We start from the raw sequence: 15,092 nt of genomic DNA, 5'->3' as shown, positions 1-15,092 counted from the left end.
ACGGCTTCTAAAATCCATGAGGAAGACAAAAGCATGAAAATCGATCGCATGCGGGTATTCGTCACCCGCGACAAGGACCGCCCGCGTGTCGTCGTGGCTTTGGATACCGATGATGGGCTGACCGGCTGGGGCGAATGCTACAATCATGGCCCAGACCTCGCACTGCCGCCGATCCTCGATTACCTCTATAATTTCCTCGTGGGACAAGACCCGACGCGGGTGGAATATCTCTATAACCTCATGCTCCAGCAGAACCGCTTCCCGCCGGGTGCACTCGGGCTTTCAGCAATGTCCGCGCTTGACCATTGCCTGTGGGATCTCGCCGCCAAGGCCGCAGGCGTGCCAGTCTACAAACTGCTGGGCGGCGAAGTTCGTGACCGCATCAAGGTCTATGCCGGCGTTTACACCGCACCGGATGCACCGGCGGCGAAGGAAGAATTCGACCGTCTGAACGAGGGTTGGGGCTTTACCGCTTTCAAACTCAGCCCGTGGCGTCTGGATATCCACGCGCACCGCTGGGGCGAGGTCGTCAGAAGTTCGGCGGAGTATTTCCGCTCGCTGCGCGAAACCGTGCGCTCTGATTACGATATCGCCTTCGATGCGCACGCCAAGATTTTCGAACCCGCCGCCGCTCGCCAGCTTGGCAATGCGCTGGCACCTTATGATCCGCTGTTTTTCGAGGAGCCTTTGCGCCCGGAAAATATCGAGATGTGGGGAGACCTGAAGCAGGGCCTCAATTGCACGCTGGCCACCGGCGAAAGCCTGTATCACCGCAATGAGTTTCTGCGGCTCTTGCAGGTCAAGGGTGCGGATATCATCCAGCCGGATATCTGCGTCGTCGGCGGCATCTCGGAAATGCGCCGCATCGCCACGCTGGCAGAAGCCCATTTCGTCAGCGTCGCGCCGCATAACCCGATGGGCCCGCTGGCAACTGCCGTCAACGTCCACTTTGCCGCCGCCCAGCAGAATTTCCGCATTCTGGAATACCGCCTGCCCAAGGGGCAATGCTACGTCTATGGCGGCACCGATGTGGAAACCCGCGAGGACGAAACCCGTTACGTGGTCGATCCCTATCTGCCAAGGGATGGCTACCTCGAACTGCGTCCGGATCGTCCCGGCTGGGGCGTTGAAATGGATGAGAAGGCCATGCAGGAAGACGGTTACGTCCACTGGCAGCGCCGCGTTCCAAAGAGACCAGACGGCTCCTATGCCTTCGCCTGAAGAGGTTTCCATCGCCAGCGGGCCGTTCACGGCCCGCATCCGCCCCGCCTGGGGTGGGCGCATGACGCATCTTGCGCATGCGGAGTTTGGCGATCTTCTTGTACCAACCACTGCAGAGGTTTTCGATCCGTGGAACTGGCCGAAGGCAGGCGCCTATCCACTGTTCCCCTATCACAACAGGCTCTATGGCGCACGCTTCACCCATGCCGAAGAGCAGCATATCGTCCTGCCCCACCCGGCACTGGCGCCAGATGCCATGCACGGCCCGTCACACCGCCGCCCTTGGCGGGTGGTCAGTCAGTCATCGGATCGTGCGGTGCTGGCGCTGGTTTACGACGCGGATGATGAATGGCCTTTCTCTTTCGATGCTCAACAGGCTTTCTCCCTCACGCCAGAGGGACTGACGGTAGAACTCACCATCACCAATCGCGCTGAAGTTTCAGCCCCCGCCGCCATTGGCTGGCATCCCTATGTGTCCGCAAGTCTGGATCAGGAAGCATGGACAGACGCGCAACTGGCCTATCCCCTGGATGAGCGGGATCTCCCTACCGGCGTAGCGCCATTGACCCGCACAATGCGCGATCTTCCGGCGACATCTGGTTATACGCAGCATGTGACCAGCTGGTCCAACGCGCAAATTCTCTTGAATGATGGTTTTTCGCTCAGCATCGAGGCAGATCCGGTTTTGAACCATCTCGCGGTCCACCGCACCGAGACCTATCTCTGCATCGAGCCTGTTTCGATGGCAGCCGGAACGCTGAACCTGCCCGAACATCAGCGTGCCGCTCTCGGCCTAAAAATGCTCGATCCCGGCCAGAGCCTCAGCGGGCGGATAAGGCTCGGCATCGAGCATACATTCTGACAGCGATTAAGGCGCGACGGACGCGCGCAAGTCGTCACCCGATTCAGAATCCGGCTCGCCAGCGGGGTGGGCAATCAGCACTTCGTAGCTTTCAGGCAATTCTGCCGCCTGCTCGCTGTTCATGATGCCGTAGGGGATCATGGTGCCATCACGGTCCGGAACGGAAACCTCGACCAATGTTTTCTGATTCACGGGAATAGTCCTTACGATGCGAGGAATCAAAAAGTCGCGCTTCGGACCTCAAGTCTGAGGCCCGTTACGCTGCATTCAGCACATCTAATGTTTTCGTGGACTCGTGGTTCCCAGAAATATCAGCTTTGACGTTTTCGTGATGAAATGATCAGGCATTCGCCGTGCGGCGGGCGGGCATCCGGCTGTTTACCAGCCGGGCAACCTGTTGCGCCAGGCTCGTCGGAAGACATGGCTTCTGACAGAAAGCGGAGTCGGGATAGGCTTCTTCCAGCGCCCGGCCATCGGCATGGCCAGAGTGGAAAACGAAGGGAACGTTGGTTTCCCGCAGGCGATCCGCCACCGGAAACACATCGCCATCGGTCAGGCGAACATCGAGAATGGCGCAGGTCGGCACATTCTCATCAAGATAGGACAAAGCCTCGGCTGTGCTGGGAAACGGTCCTGCAACGGTCCAGCCCTCATCTTCGAGAGTCATCTGGATATCCATAGCAACGAAGATTTCGTCTTCCACCAGCAAAACAGTCTTATGCGTCATGTCGTACCTTGATCTGCATCGTCAGGGTGTGCGTCAAGCTTGCCCCGTCCACCTCGGTTGCAACGGCGCCACCCAGTTGCTTGGCGGCGCTCGTCAGGAGCACTGTCCCAAATCCAGCCGCTCCCGGCGCCTCAACGACCTCAGTGCCGATTTCGTTCCAAACCAATTTGATTGCGTGGTCGCTTTCCTGCCAGTTGATGCGCAATTGCCCGCCCGCTTTGCCCAGCACACCGTGTTTTAGCGCATTGGTGGACCACTCGTGCAAGATCAGCGTCAGCGGCGTAATGCAATTCACCGCAATCAGAAAATCGCGACCCTCGACATCGATGGAAGCGTGCCTGTTGTAGGGCGTGAGGATGGTGTCGATCAGCTCATGAATATGAACCGCAGAGGTACGCTTCTGGTTGGATGCCAGCGAATGCGCGCTGCCCAGCGCCAATATTCGCCCCTCGACATCTTCCACCAGACTTTTGACGCTGTCATGCTTGCGCGCCGCCATGCGCAAAATGCCACCGATCATCGCAAACAGATTTTTGACGCGGTGGTTCATCTCGTTGAGCATCAGCTCACGCGCTTCGGAAAGCTCATGCTCTGGCGTCACATCGACACTGACGCCGATGATCCGCACCGGCTCGCTGTCTGCCACATGCCGGGCAAATGTCTTCAGCCATCTCGGCTTGCCATTGAGGCCGGTGATGCGCGATGTCAGCTCGAAACCGGTGTGGTCGTCAACGGCGGCATCCAGCGCTTCGCGCAGCTGCTGCCGGTCGACATCGTTGAAGTTTTGCAGCACCGCCTGCAAGGCAGGCCTTCCGTCGCGGGTCTGAAGCAGCTCCATCGCCGCCCCACCCAACACGAACTCGCCACGGTCCGGCAGATATTCCCAAACGCCAATGCCCGCTGCCTCGATGGCAAGCTCATGGCGCTCCTGTTCGGCGGCCAGCTGGCTTTCGACGCTCAGCGCATGCGAAATATCCGTCATGACGATGGTCGCGCCGTCTATTGCGCCGTCGGCGGTGCGATAGGGCAGAATGCGCAGCGAGAAAGTGCGCTCCTGCTCCCGGTCCATGACGGTCTCGTTATATTCGGTACCATCGGCCATGACGCTTTGGACGCGCGATGTGAAATCCAGAGATGGAAAACGGCTCGCGACATCGGAAAGAGGCCGCCCGCGATCCGTCGGCTGCAATGGAAAAATTGCCGTCGCCGCGCGGGTGTAGGACCGCAGTCGCATGCCCTTGTCCAGAACGATGACGGCAAGGCTGGTGGAATCGAAGAAGTTGCGCAGGTCGGTATTGGCGACAGTCACCTCATCGACCTTGGTTTTTAACTCGTCATTGACGGTCGTCAATTCCTCGTTGGTCGATTGAAGCTCCTCGTTCATCGACATCATTTCTTCGTTGGAACTCTTCAGCTCCTCATTGGCCGTTTCCAGCTCTTCCGTGGCAGATCTCAGCCGGTATTTCGCGGACCGCAACTCCCGCTCCAGCGCTTCGACGTGCCCGTTGCCCGGCTCCAGCTCAATCAGGTCGCTGGGCTCCAGTGGCGTGAATTGCGAGGATTCGTGAAACACGATCAGAAACGAATTCTCTTCCAGCGGATCGCAGATGATTTCCGTTTTCAACGCGCCGAAATCGGTGACGACATTGACGTTGCGTGCCACCACGCGTCGCTTTTCCGTCCGTGCCTGCCGAACCAGCGCTCCCAGCTGCTCTTTCACACCGGGTCGCGCCAGCGTCGCCGCGCTCGTCTCGTTCACGCCGGATACCGGAAATTCAAAAAAACGGCTCAACCGGCCAAAGGCAGCAACGATTTGCCCGTCGCTGTCCAGCACCACGCTCGCTGGCACATAGCGCTCCATCAGGCGGCTGGTGGCAAGCTGCTCGATGCTGTGGGAAACGGCAGGTGCCTCGGCCCGCGAGACGGCCGGACGGCGGTCGTGCCGCTCTCCCGGTAGCGGAATGGGATAGCTGGGAGAGCCCGGAAGCCGCTCGAACAGCCGCGCTTTCTGGTCTATCACGGCAAACACGCTGTCGAACCGGCCAACGCTTTCAGATGAACCAAGAAACAGAAAACCGCCGGGCCGGATGGCATAGTGCAGCAGTGGCATGACCGTCTTTTGCAGCTTGTCATCGAAATAGATCAGCAGGTTGCGGCAGGAGACCAGATCGACCTTGGAAAATGGCGGGTCCTTGATCAGGCTGTGGCCGGAAAAGCGGATCATATCGCGGATTTGCCCGATGAAGTTGAACCGCTCCTTGTGGGGAATGATGTAATATTCCTGCAATTCCTGCGGAATATCGGCCAAAGACGCGATGGGGTAGGAGCCTTCGCGCGCAATCTTCAGCATGCTTTCATCGATGTCGGTCGCAAAGATTTGCACGTTGCAGGGCAGGTTCAGCCTGCGCGCAGCCTCCGCAAACAGAATGGCAATCGTATAGGCCTCTTCACCGCTGGAACAGCCGGGCACCCACACCCGCACGCCATCTTCGCTGCCCGCCGCATCCTGCATCAGGTTGGTGATGGCCAGTTCATTCAGCACATCGAAGGAATGCCGGTCGCGGAAGAACCGCGTCACATTGATCAGCAGATCACGAAACAGCGCATCGCATTCGTCATGGTCGGTCTGCACACGCGCCAGATATTCATAGCCCTTGCTGATGCCAAGCACATGCATGCGGCGCTCCACGCGGCGCACGAAGGTCGTCTGCTTGTAGCCGGTAAAGTCATGGCCAATCGTGCGCCGCAGTGCGGTGCAAAGATCGTCAACGATATCGGCAACCTTCGAGGCTTCTCGCTTGTCACCGCCCTGGCTTCGGCGGAAAAAGAACCCGCCGATGCAGGAGAGAATATTTTGCGGCGGCTGCACGAAATCGACAAGGCCGGTGCCGGTCGCAGAGACCGGCATGCCGTCATATTTCGCTGTCGAAGGCTCCTGTACGACGCAGAGCCCGCCATTTTCCTTGATGGCGCGCAGTCCCGTAGACCCATCCGCACCGGTGCCTGACAGAATAACGCAGGCGGCATTCGCCTGCTGGTCGTTTGCCAGCGAAATGAAGAAATCGTCGATGGGTCGGCGCAGGCCCCGCGGCTGGGCGAAGTCGTTGAGAACAAGCCGCCCCTGTTCTATGCTCAAGCCCTTGCCGGGTGGAATGATGAAAACCGTGTCGGCTTCAATCGCTTCTCCACCCTCGCATTGGCGAACGGTCAGTTGCGTATGACGGTCAAGAAGTTCGGCCAGCATGCTTTCATGGTGTGGGTCCAGATGCTGGACCACAACAAAAGCAAGGCCGGTCGGCACTTCCGCCGGGCTCAACATTTCACGCAACGCTTCCAGACCACCGGCAGAAGAGCCGACGCCGACGACGGGTACGGGATGAACACTAGAATCTTGAGGCAAACATGAGTCCTTGAAATTTCAAAAGCTGAACGATCAATAGGGGGAGTTTTGTTCCAGTTCCGCTAATGTCAGTTTTGCCTGTGCAATGGTGGTGGTTGAATTCGCAATCGTGGCAAGCGTGCCCTCGATCATGATGTTGTGGTCGTCCAGAAGCGGTTTGATCTTCGCCAATGTGTCGCCAAGCTCAAGGTCATAGGCTTGCAGCAAATGTGCATGCGCACGGCTGACATCAAACTGCGACGCCAGAATATACCGCACTTGGCCAGACCCCGCCTTCAACTTTGACATGAAGAGCAGATTGACGAAGGGCTGGTCGTCTTTTCGAAAATTGACGATAGGTGTGCGCACCGTCGCCGGCCCATCCGCCTCCAGAAATTCATGAATTTTGTCGCGTGCCTCATCATTGGGCGCATGCGTGCCTTTAGGGCTGGTCTGCAACATCCGGCAGTTCTTGCCCACCACATCGCTGCTGTCATAACCCGTCAGCTTGCAGAAGGGCTCATTGACCAAAGCCAGATGATTATCAGCGTCCGCATAAGCAAGTGCCAGTGCAATGGATGATTTTTGGAAGAAATCCTGAAGCGGACGGTCAATTTCAAGCTGGGGCATATCGCTCATCGTTCAAACGTAGGTATCGGCTGCTACGATAACACGCTGTGTTAAAAAAGGCTCCGGCGAGGCAGGACAAGAATCCCGCTCCCACCAACCGCTTGGGCTTATTAGCACAGTATTGCGCAGCAAAATCAATGCGCACCGACTGGAAATCTACTGACCAACGTCATTGATGATCGTCAATTGTCCGTGCGTGGCCCGCATACGGCGGTTTGATCTGGATCGTTAGGGGTGCATGAAAACGCGCAAATCAGATGGCGCAAAACTTAAGGTGCAGCGTAACACATTGCACACTTTATTGCGGTATCTTGGTGGCTCGTTTCAGCTGCGGTGTGCCAGCTGCGGCAGGGTAAAGGGGCTTTCGGGGATGGCAGACAGGGCGGATTTCTTGGTGCAGAAGCTGTTTTCGCTTTATGCGGACCGGCAGGGTGCCACCGCCATCGAATATGGCCTCATCATCGGCATCATCTCCATGGCCATCGTCTTTGGGCTGGGAAGCGTGAGAGACGGTCTGCTGAGCGTGTTCGAGATACTGGCGACGACCTTCGCCAACGCCATGGCGTAAGGTCGAAAACTTCCTATCGCTCATCCTTTGACGGCAGCGTGATCTCCGCCGTTTTCAGTGCGTCTGCAAGGCGCACCTTTGCCGAGCCGGGCTTGAGCGGTTTTTGCTGGCTCTCATGTGGCGCCCATCCCGAAACATAGATGATCGAGAAGGTGGCGCGGATGCGGCCATCGGCATCGCTGTATTTTTCGGCGTAAAGTTCAGCTGCGCGCATGAAGAAGCGACGGTTCAACGGCTTGCGGCTGCGTCCCATCAGCGGGTTTGCCATGCCCATGGCGCGCAGGTCGCGCATCAGCGGTAGAATGGAATCGTAGCGCACCGTATAGGTCTCGGCATCCGTCACCGGCAGGGCAAAGCCCGCCCGCTGCAACAGCGCTCCAACATCGCGAACATCGGCAAAAGGGGCGACGCGCGGGCTTGCGCCGCCGGTCAGTTCCGCTTCCGCTGTCAGCAGCACGTCGCGTAGTTCCTGCAAGGTGCCACTGCCGGGAATGGCGGCCAGAAACAGGCCGTCGGGCTTCAAGGCGCGGCGAATCTGGATCAGCGTTCCCGGCGTGTCATTGGTCAGGTGCAGCGATAGCGGCGAAACGATCAGATTGGCCGATGCCGGTTCCAGCGGCAATTCCTCGATAGGTGCTACCTGAAGGGCATCGCCTTCGGCGGCAAAAGCCGCGTCCGTCTCCACACGGGTCACGGAGCCGACCTTGCCGGTCTGCATCAGCCGCTGCGCCGTCACACCGGTCGCGCCATGCAGTTCGACTGCTGTATCGAAATGCCGCTCCACGATGGCGATGCGATCCGCAATTTCTTCGGCGGCGATATCCAGCAGGAACAGCGCCTTGTCGTCTCTTGAACGCAAGGCGCGCTCGCGGTTTTTCTCAATCAGCGCCGGGTCGAAAACTATGTCCATGCCGTTGTCCATCCAAACTTTGCTGTCGCAAAGGCACCCGTTCGCGCCTATTGTCAACTGCATGGGCCAAGGGGAAAAGCTGTTTTCGAGAGATGACGGGGCGGGCGTGCTGCGCGGCCTTCTGCGTGCCGTCGCGGATTTCGTCTATCCGCCGTCCTGCGTCGGCTGCGGCTGCAAGACGCAGAATGGCGGCGCACTCTGTGTGCAATGCTGGGCAGGTGTTCAATTTATCGAGCGGCCTTTTTGCGAGGTGCTGGGCATTCCCTTCGCTCATGATCATGGCCCCGGCATTCTCAGCGCTCAAGCCATTGCCGAGCCGCCGCCCTTCGAGCGTCTTCGCGCCGCCACCGTTCATGATGGCCCGGCCCGAAAGCTGGTGCACCAACTCAAATATCTGGATCGCACCGATCTCGCCCGGCTCATGGCTTCGTGGATGCTGCGCGCGAGCGATGGCACAGTCGCGGCCTGTGACTGCATCATACCGGTGCCACTGCACCGACGGCGATTTCTGGCGCGGCGGTTCAATCAGTCGGCGGAACTGGCCCGGCATCTGGCCGTCTTGTCGGCCAAGCCGTTTCTGGCCTCCACGCTCGTCCGGATCAAGCCGACCAGCCGGCAGGTGGGCCTATCGGCCCGCGCCCGCAAGCAGAATGTGCGCGGCGCTTTTGCCATCGCGCCGGGGCGGGAGGCGGATATTCTGGGGAAGCGCGTCATTCTGGTCGATGATGTCTACACCACAGGCGCAACCGTTGCGGCAGCGGCACGCAGATTGAAGAGGGCCGGTGCCGCAGATGTCACTGTTTTGACCTTTGCAATGGCGATTTCCGGGCCTATATGACACGGCAGACAAAGGGCTCGGTCCCATAATGCGAGGATTATGACTGATGGCATCCGTTACGATTTATACGCGGGATTTTTGCGGTTTCTGCGCCCGCGCCAAGGCTCTTCTGGACAGCAAGGGCGTGGATTTCACCGAATATAACGCCACGACCAATCCTGATTATCGTCAGGAAATGATGGACAAATCCGGCCGCAACACATTCCCGCAAATCTTCATCGGCACGAGCCATGTTGGCGGTTGCGATGATCTGCATGCGCTGGACCGCGAAGGCAAGCTGGACGCGCTTCTGGCCAACTGAAATCGATAAAAAGAAGACGATATAAGGGAACGGAAAAATGAGCTTCAAGGCCGCCGCAATCCAGATGTGCTCGGGCGTGGACCCGAAAACCAATGCCGCCACCATGGAACGTCTCGTGCGGGAAGCAGCGGCGCAAGGCGCGGTCTATGTCCAGACACCGGAAATGACCGGCGCCATCCAGAAGGATCGCGCGGCTCTGAAAGCTGCTCTCAAGGATGAGAAAGGCGATATCGTCGTTCTGACGGCGGCGAAGCTTGCGCGCGAACTCGGCATTTATGTCCATGTCGGCTCCACTGCCATCGCGCGGCCCGATGGCAAGATTGCCAACCGCGGGTTTCTATTTGCGCCCGACGGCGAGCGCATCTGCACCTATGACAAGATCCACATGTTCGATGTCGATCTGGACAATGGCGAAAGCTGGCGGGAAAGTGCGGCCTATGAGCCCGGCACGGATGCGCGCGTTGCCGAACTGCCGCTTGCAACTTTCGGCTTTGCCATCTGCTATGACGTTCGCTTCCCGTCACTCTTTCGCACGGAGGCCGTCGCTGGCGCTCAAATCCTGACCGTTCCCGCCGCCTTTACCCGCCAGACGGGCGAGGCGCACTGGGAAATCCTTTTGCGCGCCCGCGCCATCGAAAACGGCGCTTTCCTCATCGCCGCGGCCCAGGCAGGCACGCATGAGGACGGTCGCGAAACCTTCGGCCATTCCATGATCATCGATCCGTGGGGCAAGGTGCTGGCGGTGGCCGGTGGGGAAGGCGAGGAAATCGTCTATGCGGATATCGACCCATCCGCCGTTGCCGCTGCCCGCGGCAAAATCCCTAACCTCAAGAACGCCCGTGATTTCAACCTCGATACGGTCAAAAACGCGGCTGCTGCGGGAGGCGGTCTGCAGTGATCCGCTATTCGCTCCGTTGCGAAAAAGCCCATGAATTCGAGGGCTGGTTTTCCGGCAGTGCCGATTTCGACGCGCAGCAGCAGCGCGGCCTGATCAGCTGCCCGGTCTGCGGCTCGGCAAGCGTCTCCAAAATGCTGATGGCCCCATCGGTCTCGACGGCGCGTGAAAAAGAAGCGACGCGCACGCTCGCCCTGGATGCGGCCCAGAAACAGGCCTTCACCAAGATCAAGGAGACGCTGGCCAGCATCCGCGCCAATGCGGAAGATGTCGGTGATAAGTTTCCGGAAGAAGCCCGCAAGATCCATTATGGTGAGGCCGAAGAACGCGGTATCATCGGCCAGGCATCCCCGCAGGAAGCCAAGGCACTGATCGAGGAAGGCATCGAGGTCGCGCCTCTGCCCGTGCTGCCTGACGATGTGAACTGAAGACGGCGCTTTGCGTCCTTACAGCAGCTCGAAAATTTTTATGAGCAGTGTCGGATCGGTCTGCCGCCATCCGTCCTTGGTATCGTCAAACCCTTGCAGAAAGGATCACGATCATGCCAAACACCATCAACTTCCACCGCGTTCTGTCCACCAGCCCGGAAAAAGTCTACCGCGCCTTCCTTGAAGCCGATGCGATTGCCAAATGGCTTCCGCCCAACGGGTTTCTCTGCACGGTCCATGCGTTCGAGCCCACCGTCGGCGGCAGCTTCAAAATGTCGTTCCGCAATTTCACCACGAGCGAAATCCACGGCTTCGGCGGCGAGTATCTCGAACTCGTACCCGGTGAGCTGATCCGTTACGCCGAGAGGTTCGATAACCCCGCCGTAGCTGGCGAAATGGAAGTGGTGGTGACAATGAAAAAGGTCTCGGTCGGCACCGAAATCACTGTACAGCAGGCAGGCATCCCCGATCTCATTCCGGTCGATGCCTGCTATCTCGGCTGGCAGCAGTCGCTGCAAAATCTTGCCCGCGTGGTCGAGCCTGACATCAAGAACTGAGAGGTCGCCCGGGTTATGCCGGGCGCTTTGCCAGCACCATGTAGTTCACTTCCATATCGGACGAGAGATTCCACCGGTCCTGCAGCATGTTGTAGAACACGCCGGTGCAGTGGATGATCTCCATGCCGTCAGCGGTGATCGGCTTTTCCAACTCATCCGGGCGCACCAGCTTTTCATACTGGTGCGTGCCGCGCGGCAACCAGCGCAAAACGTTTTCAGCCGCGAAGATGGCCAGAGCGCGAGCCTTTAGCGTGCGGTTGATGGTGGCAGCAAACATCAGCCCGTTAGGGCGCACCATCTTGGCGCAGGTGGTCACGAACAAATCGACATCCGCCACATGCTCCACCACTTCCATATTCAAAACGACATCGAATGTCTCGCCCGCCGCCAGCAACTGCTCGGCGGTCACGGCACGGTAATCGACAGGCACATTGTTTTCCCGCGCATGGGTGGAGGCAATGCCGATGTTTTTTTCGGAGGGGTCAGCCCCCACCACATCCGCACCCATCTTGGCCACCGGCTCCGAGAGGAGGCCGCCGCCGCAGCCAATGTCGAGAACCCGCAGGCCTTCCAGCGGACGGTGTGCCTTGGGGTCGCGGCCGAAATTCTCGCAGACGCGGTTGCGGATATATTCCAGCCGCACCGGGTTGAACTTGTGCAGCGGCCGAAATTTGCCGGTCGGGCTCCACCACTCCGCGGCCATGGCGGAAAACCGGTCCACTTCGCTCTGGTCGACGGTCGTTTTTGCGCTCTCGCTCATGGTGGTACTCCATTCTGTCCTACCCCCTGAAGTCGGATGATTGCCCCGCGAAGTCAAGGGGCGGTCATCATGGTCGAGGTCTAAACCGCCTGCGCTTTGCTGTCGCAAGGAACTGAAAACAGGGGATTTTCGTTTCATGCTGCGTTCATCATGAAGCGCGTATTTTCGAAAGCGTTGAAAGCCGATTTCGGCGGTCAAGCCTTTGCTTGAGGGAGAATGAAGTGAAGAAGAAACTGTTTGGTGCCATTGCGCTGCTTGCGCTTGTTGCCGCCCCGGCTCTGGCTGAAGCGGCGACGCAGGGCTTCGCCACCGCCAACGTCAATATGCGTTCAGGACCCAGCACGGCGTACCCCGCCGTTGTAGTCATCCCGAATGGTGAGCCATTGACGATCCACGGCTGCCTGTCCGACACGCCCTGGTGCGATGTCTCGTTCAGCTATGGCCGTGGCTGGGTCGCAGGCCGTTACGTTCAGGCGGTCTATCGCCAGAACCGTGTCTATGTAGAGCCGCGTTATTACCGTGATCTCGGCGTTCCGATCATCACCTTCGAAGCCGGACGTTACTGGGATCGCTATTACCGCGACCGCGATTTCTATCGTGAACGTGATCGCTGGCGCCGCCCGCCACCATCCGGTGGTTATTGGAACGCACCGCCACCGCGCGATTGGGGCGGCCCGCCACCTCGCCGTGATTTCGGTGGCCCGCCACCACGCCCACGCGATGACTGGCGCGACCAGCGCGGTCGCGATGACCAGCGTGGCCGGGACGACCAGCGGGGTCGTGGTCCGAATGATGGACGTTGGGAACAGCGCCATGGCGATTGGAACCAGAATGATCGTCCACGCCCACCCATGCGTGGCGATGACCGCCCACGCTGGGACAACAACGACAATCGTGGCCGTGATGGCATGAGAGGCGAAAATCGCGACCGTAACCGCGATTTCAACCAGGGTGACCAGCGCCGTCAGAATGATGAGGGCAGACGCCGCCCGGACGATAACCGCCGTCCCGACGATAACCGGCCACCAAGACCGCCACAGGAAGGTCAGCGCCCCGGTTGCGCCCCCGGCGCTCCAGATTGCCCATAACAGGCCGTTAGTTATGTAAAGAAAAACCCGGCGGATCACATCCGCCGGGTTTTTAGTCTTTAGCGATCCTGCTTCTTCGGGCCGCGCTTTTCGAAAGGCTTGTCTTTCTTGCCTTCAAACTTTGAAGGCTTGCCGCCACTGGAATGGTCACCGGCAGGCTTGGCCTTCTTCTTCCAAGGCTTGTCGTCGCCGGCAGGGCGTCCGCCCGCATTGTCGGATTTCACGAATTTCTTCTGCGCTCTTGGTGGGCGCGTGTCTTCGCGTGGGGCACCCGTCATGTCGGGCTTGCCTTCCATTTCCTTCACGCGGATGCCTTTTTCCAGCATCATGTCCTTGCCCAGCGCGGAGGTGAAACGGTCCACCGCATCCGCAGCCAGTTCCACATAGGTTTCCGTCTGCTGCATGCGGATCGCGCCAATGTCCTGACGCGTCAGCTTGCCGAAGCGGCACAGCATGGGGATCAGCCAGCGTGGCTCGGCATTCTGCTTGCGACCGACAGAGAGCGTAAACCAGCCGCTGTCGGAGAAGTCGGAACGGTCGCGGCGTGGCGCGTTGTTTTCCACCTGCTCGAAGCTGTCACGACGTGGCTTGCGGGCGTCGAGCGAAACTTCTGCAATGTCTTCCGGTGCGGAACGGCCCGCATGGTAAAGGCGTACGAAGGCAGCGGCGACCTTTTCGGCACCGTGCTGCTCTAGCAGCTTGGTGACGAAATCGCGTTCGTCGTCGTTGACGTTTTCCTGCAAGGCAGCATCGGCCAGAAGGCGTTCGCCATCGCGCTCGATGATTTCTTCGGCAGATGGCGGGCGCACCCAGGCAGGGCTGACCTTGGCACCTTCCAGCAGGCGTTCGGCCTTGCGGCGCTGGCTCATCGGCACCACGATGGCGCTGACGCCCTTCTGTCCCGCACGACCGGTACGGCCGGAACGGTGCAGCAATGTCTCGGAATTGGTCGGCAGATCGGCATGGATAACCAGCTCGAGACCCGGCAGGTCGATGCCGCGTGCGGCAACGTCGGTCGCCACGCAAACGCGGGCGCGGCCATCACGCATGGCCTGAAGCGCATGCGTACGCTCGTTCTGGCTCAACTCGCCCGAAAGCGCCACGACGGAGAAGCCGCGATTGTTCAGGCGTGCTGTCAGATGGTTGACGGCAGCGCGGGTCGAGCAGAACACGATCGCGTTGCGGGCTTCATAAAAGCGAAGCGCATTGATAATCGCATTTTCGCGGTCAGATGGCGAAACCATCATGGCGCGGTATTCGATGTCGACGTGCTGCTTCTGCTCGGATGTCGTTGCCACGCGCACGGCGTTCTTCTGATAGCTTTCGGCAAGCTTCGCAATGCTGCGCGAAACCGTGGCAGAGAACATCAGCGTGCGGCGGTCTGCTGGCGATTCTTCCAGAATGAATTCCAGATCTTCGCGGAAACCGAGGTCGAGCATTTCGTCGGCCTCATCCAGCACTACGGCGCGGATGGAGGACAGGTCCAGCGCCTTGCGCTTGATGTGGTCGCAAAGACGACCCGGCGTGCCGACGATGATATGCGCACCGCGTTCCAGAGTGCGACGCTCGGAACGAATGTCCATGCCGCCAACGCAGGATGCGATGGAAACGCCGGTGAATTCGTAAAGCCACTCCAGTTCGCGCTTGACCTGCATGGCCAGTTCGCGGGTCGGGGCGATTGCGATGCCCAGCGGCGCACCGGCAGGGCCGAAACGGCCGTTCTTTTCCAGCAGTGTCGGTGCAATCGCAATGCCGAAGGCAACGGTCTTGCCAGAGCCCGTCTGGGCGGAAACCAGCGCGTCCTGTCCGTCCAGCTCAGGGGCAAGCATTGCCTTCTGAACAGGGGTCAAATCTTTATAGCCGCGTTTTTCCAACGCCTGTGCAATCGCCGGGGCGATACCCTGGGTTTCTGTCATCTACCGTCTTTC

16 protein-coding genes are annotated in these 15,092 nt (G+C 59.3%); 9 read left to right on the top strand and 7 right to left on the bottom strand.

The annotated features are described in order from the left end of the window. Positions 1 to 33 precede the first annotated feature (33 nt). Together ABUK73_RS07480 and ABUK73_RS07475 are read left to right on the top strand one after the other, a co-directional pair. Complete coding sequence (locus tag ABUK73_RS07480) at positions 34 to 1,221, top strand: galactarate dehydratase (RefSeq protein WP_353576725.1); 1,188 nt, start codon at positions 34 to 36, stop codon at positions 1,219 to 1,221. Continuing rightward, positions 1,208 to 2,083 carry an aldose 1-epimerase gene (locus tag ABUK73_RS07475; RefSeq protein ID WP_353576724.1) on the top strand — a complete coding sequence of 292 codons (876 nt, stop codon included), beginning with the start codon at positions 1,208 to 1,210 and terminating at the stop codon, positions 2,081 to 2,083. The genes ABUK73_RS07480 and ABUK73_RS07475 overlap by 14 nt, the downstream gene beginning before the upstream one ends. Before the next feature lie 6 nt (positions 2,084 to 2,089). Here the strand turns inward: ABUK73_RS07475 and ABUK73_RS07470 are convergent, their stop codons facing one another. The 4 genes from ABUK73_RS07470 to ABUK73_RS07455 form a co-directional block, all read right to left on the bottom strand. Continuing rightward, positions 2,090 to 2,275 (bottom strand): hypothetical protein, encoded by a 186-nt coding sequence (locus ABUK73_RS07470; protein ID WP_353576723.1) that lies wholly within the window; start codon positions 2,273 to 2,275, stop codon positions 2,090 to 2,092. Between the two features lie 148 nt (positions 2,276 to 2,423). Next, entirely contained in the window at positions 2,424 to 2,810 is a 387-nt protein-coding gene (locus ABUK73_RS07465) for a response regulator (protein ID WP_353576722.1), read from the bottom strand. Further along, positions 2,800 to 6,210, bottom strand: coding sequence for a chemotaxis protein CheB (locus tag ABUK73_RS07460; RefSeq protein WP_353576721.1), 3,411 nt, complete (start codon positions 6,208 to 6,210; stop codon positions 2,800 to 2,802). The genes ABUK73_RS07465 and ABUK73_RS07460 overlap by 11 nt, the downstream gene beginning before the upstream one ends. A gap of 33 nt (positions 6,211 to 6,243) precedes the next feature. Next, on the bottom strand, positions 6,244 to 6,819 hold the full coding sequence (locus tag ABUK73_RS07455; protein ID WP_353576720.1) for a PAS domain-containing protein: 576 nt from the start codon (positions 6,817 to 6,819) through the stop codon (positions 6,244 to 6,246). 370 nt (positions 6,820 to 7,189) lie between these two features. On the opposite strand from ABUK73_RS07455, the gene ABUK73_RS07450 reads away from it, so the two are divergent. Then, the gene (locus tag ABUK73_RS07450) at positions 7,190 to 7,387 is read left to right on the top strand and encodes a Flp family type IVb pilin (protein ID WP_353576719.1); all 198 of its coding nucleotides are present in this window, start codon (positions 7,190 to 7,192) and stop codon (positions 7,385 to 7,387) included. A gap of 13 nt (positions 7,388 to 7,400) precedes the next feature. On the opposite strand, the gene ABUK73_RS07445 is transcribed toward ABUK73_RS07450, so the two are convergent. Beyond that, positions 7,401 to 8,297, bottom strand: coding sequence for a methyltransferase domain-containing protein (locus ABUK73_RS07445; protein ID WP_353576718.1), 897 nt, complete (start codon positions 8,295 to 8,297; stop codon positions 7,401 to 7,403). 61 nt (positions 8,298 to 8,358) lie between these two features. Between ABUK73_RS07445 and ABUK73_RS07440 the strand changes: the two genes are divergently transcribed. From ABUK73_RS07440 to ABUK73_RS07420, 5 genes are all read left to right on the top strand, one after another. Then, positions 8,359 to 9,135, top strand: a complete 777-nt coding sequence (locus tag ABUK73_RS07440; RefSeq protein WP_353576717.1) for a ComF family protein — start codon at positions 8,359 to 8,361, stop codon at positions 9,133 to 9,135. A 46-nt stretch (positions 9,136 to 9,181) separates the two neighbouring features. After that, positions 9,182 to 9,436: a glutaredoxin 3 gene (grxC, locus tag ABUK73_RS07435; protein WP_353576716.1), complete on the top strand. Its 255-nt coding sequence runs from the start codon at positions 9,182 to 9,184 to the stop codon at positions 9,434 to 9,436. A gap of 37 nt (positions 9,437 to 9,473) precedes the next feature. Further along, positions 9,474 to 10,334, top strand: a complete 861-nt coding sequence (locus ABUK73_RS07430) for a carbon-nitrogen hydrolase family protein (protein WP_353576715.1) — start codon at positions 9,474 to 9,476, stop codon at positions 10,332 to 10,334. Continuing rightward, the gene (locus ABUK73_RS07425; protein ID WP_353576714.1) at positions 10,331 to 10,759 is read left to right on the top strand and encodes a DUF1178 family protein; all 429 of its coding nucleotides are present in this window, start codon (positions 10,331 to 10,333) and stop codon (positions 10,757 to 10,759) included. Before ABUK73_RS07430 ends, ABUK73_RS07425 begins: the two co-directional genes overlap by 4 nt. Positions 10,760 to 10,872: 113 nt before the next feature. Then, a complete protein-coding gene (locus ABUK73_RS07420; protein WP_353576713.1) occupies positions 10,873 to 11,316 on the top strand; it encodes an SRPBCC family protein in 444 nt (147 codons plus the stop codon). Between the two features lie 13 nt (positions 11,317 to 11,329). On the opposite strand, the gene ubiG is transcribed toward ABUK73_RS07420, so the two are convergent. Further along, entirely contained in the window at positions 11,330 to 12,076 is a 747-nt protein-coding gene (ubiG, locus tag ABUK73_RS07415) for a bifunctional 2-polyprenyl-6-hydroxyphenol methylase/3-demethylubiquinol 3-O-methyltransferase UbiG (RefSeq protein WP_353576712.1), read from the bottom strand. Positions 12,077 to 12,297: 221 nt separating this feature from the next. Here ubiG and ABUK73_RS07410 point away from each other — a divergent pair, with 221 nt between their 5' ends. Then, positions 12,298 to 13,164 carry an SH3 domain-containing protein gene (locus ABUK73_RS07410; RefSeq protein WP_353576711.1) on the top strand — a complete coding sequence of 289 codons (867 nt, stop codon included), beginning with the start codon at positions 12,298 to 12,300 and terminating at the stop codon, positions 13,162 to 13,164. Between the two features lie 59 nt (positions 13,165 to 13,223). On the opposite strand, the gene ABUK73_RS07405 is transcribed toward ABUK73_RS07410, so the two are convergent. Next, positions 13,224 to 15,080, bottom strand: a complete 1,857-nt coding sequence (locus ABUK73_RS07405) for a DEAD/DEAH box helicase (RefSeq protein WP_113088417.1) — start codon at positions 15,078 to 15,080, stop codon at positions 13,224 to 13,226. Between the last annotated feature and the right edge of the window lie 12 nt (positions 15,081 to 15,092).

The sequence above is a fragment of the Agrobacterium vacciniicorymbosi genome (assembly GCF_040427045.1).
Lineage (GTDB): Bacteria > Pseudomonadota > Alphaproteobacteria > Rhizobiales > Rhizobiaceae > Agrobacterium.
The sequence above is the reverse complement of the archived record's forward strand: the minus strand, read 5'-3'. Positions and strand labels throughout refer to the sequence as shown.

Coding starts and splice junctions, on each gene's coding strand:
- ABUK73_RS07480 (WP_353576725.1), top strand. CDS start 34: ATGAAAATCGATCGCATGCGGGTATTCGTCACCCGCGACAAGGACCGC.
- ABUK73_RS07475 (WP_353576724.1), top strand. CDS start 1,208: ATGCCTTCGCCTGAAGAGGTTTCCATCGCCAGCGGGCCGTTCACGGCC.
- ABUK73_RS07465 (WP_353576722.1), bottom strand. CDS start 2,810: ATGACGCATAAGACTGTTTTGCTGGTGGAAGACGAAATCTTCGTTGCT.
- ABUK73_RS07455 (WP_353576720.1), bottom strand. CDS start 6,819: ATGCCCCAGCTTGAAATTGACCGTCCGCTTCAGGATTTCTTCCAAAAA.
- ABUK73_RS07450 (WP_353576719.1), top strand. CDS start 7,190: ATGGCAGACAGGGCGGATTTCTTGGTGCAGAAGCTGTTTTCGCTTTAT.
- ABUK73_RS07445 (WP_353576718.1), bottom strand. CDS start 8,297: ATGGACATAGTTTTCGACCCGGCGCTGATTGAGAAAAACCGCGAGCGC.
- ABUK73_RS07440 (WP_353576717.1), top strand. CDS start 8,359: ATGGGCCAAGGGGAAAAGCTGTTTTCGAGAGATGACGGGGCGGGCGTG.
- grxC (WP_353576716.1), top strand. CDS start 9,182: ATGGCATCCGTTACGATTTATACGCGGGATTTTTGCGGTTTCTGCGCC.
- ABUK73_RS07430 (WP_353576715.1), top strand. CDS start 9,474: ATGAGCTTCAAGGCCGCCGCAATCCAGATGTGCTCGGGCGTGGACCCG.
- ABUK73_RS07420 (WP_353576713.1), top strand. CDS start 10,873: ATGCCAAACACCATCAACTTCCACCGCGTTCTGTCCACCAGCCCGGAA.
- ubiG (WP_353576712.1), bottom strand. CDS start 12,076: ATGAGCGAGAGCGCAAAAACGACCGTCGACCAGAGCGAAGTGGACCGG.
- ABUK73_RS07405 (WP_113088417.1), bottom strand. CDS start 15,080: ATGACAGAAACCCAGGGTATCGCCCCGGCGATTGCACAGGCGTTGGAA.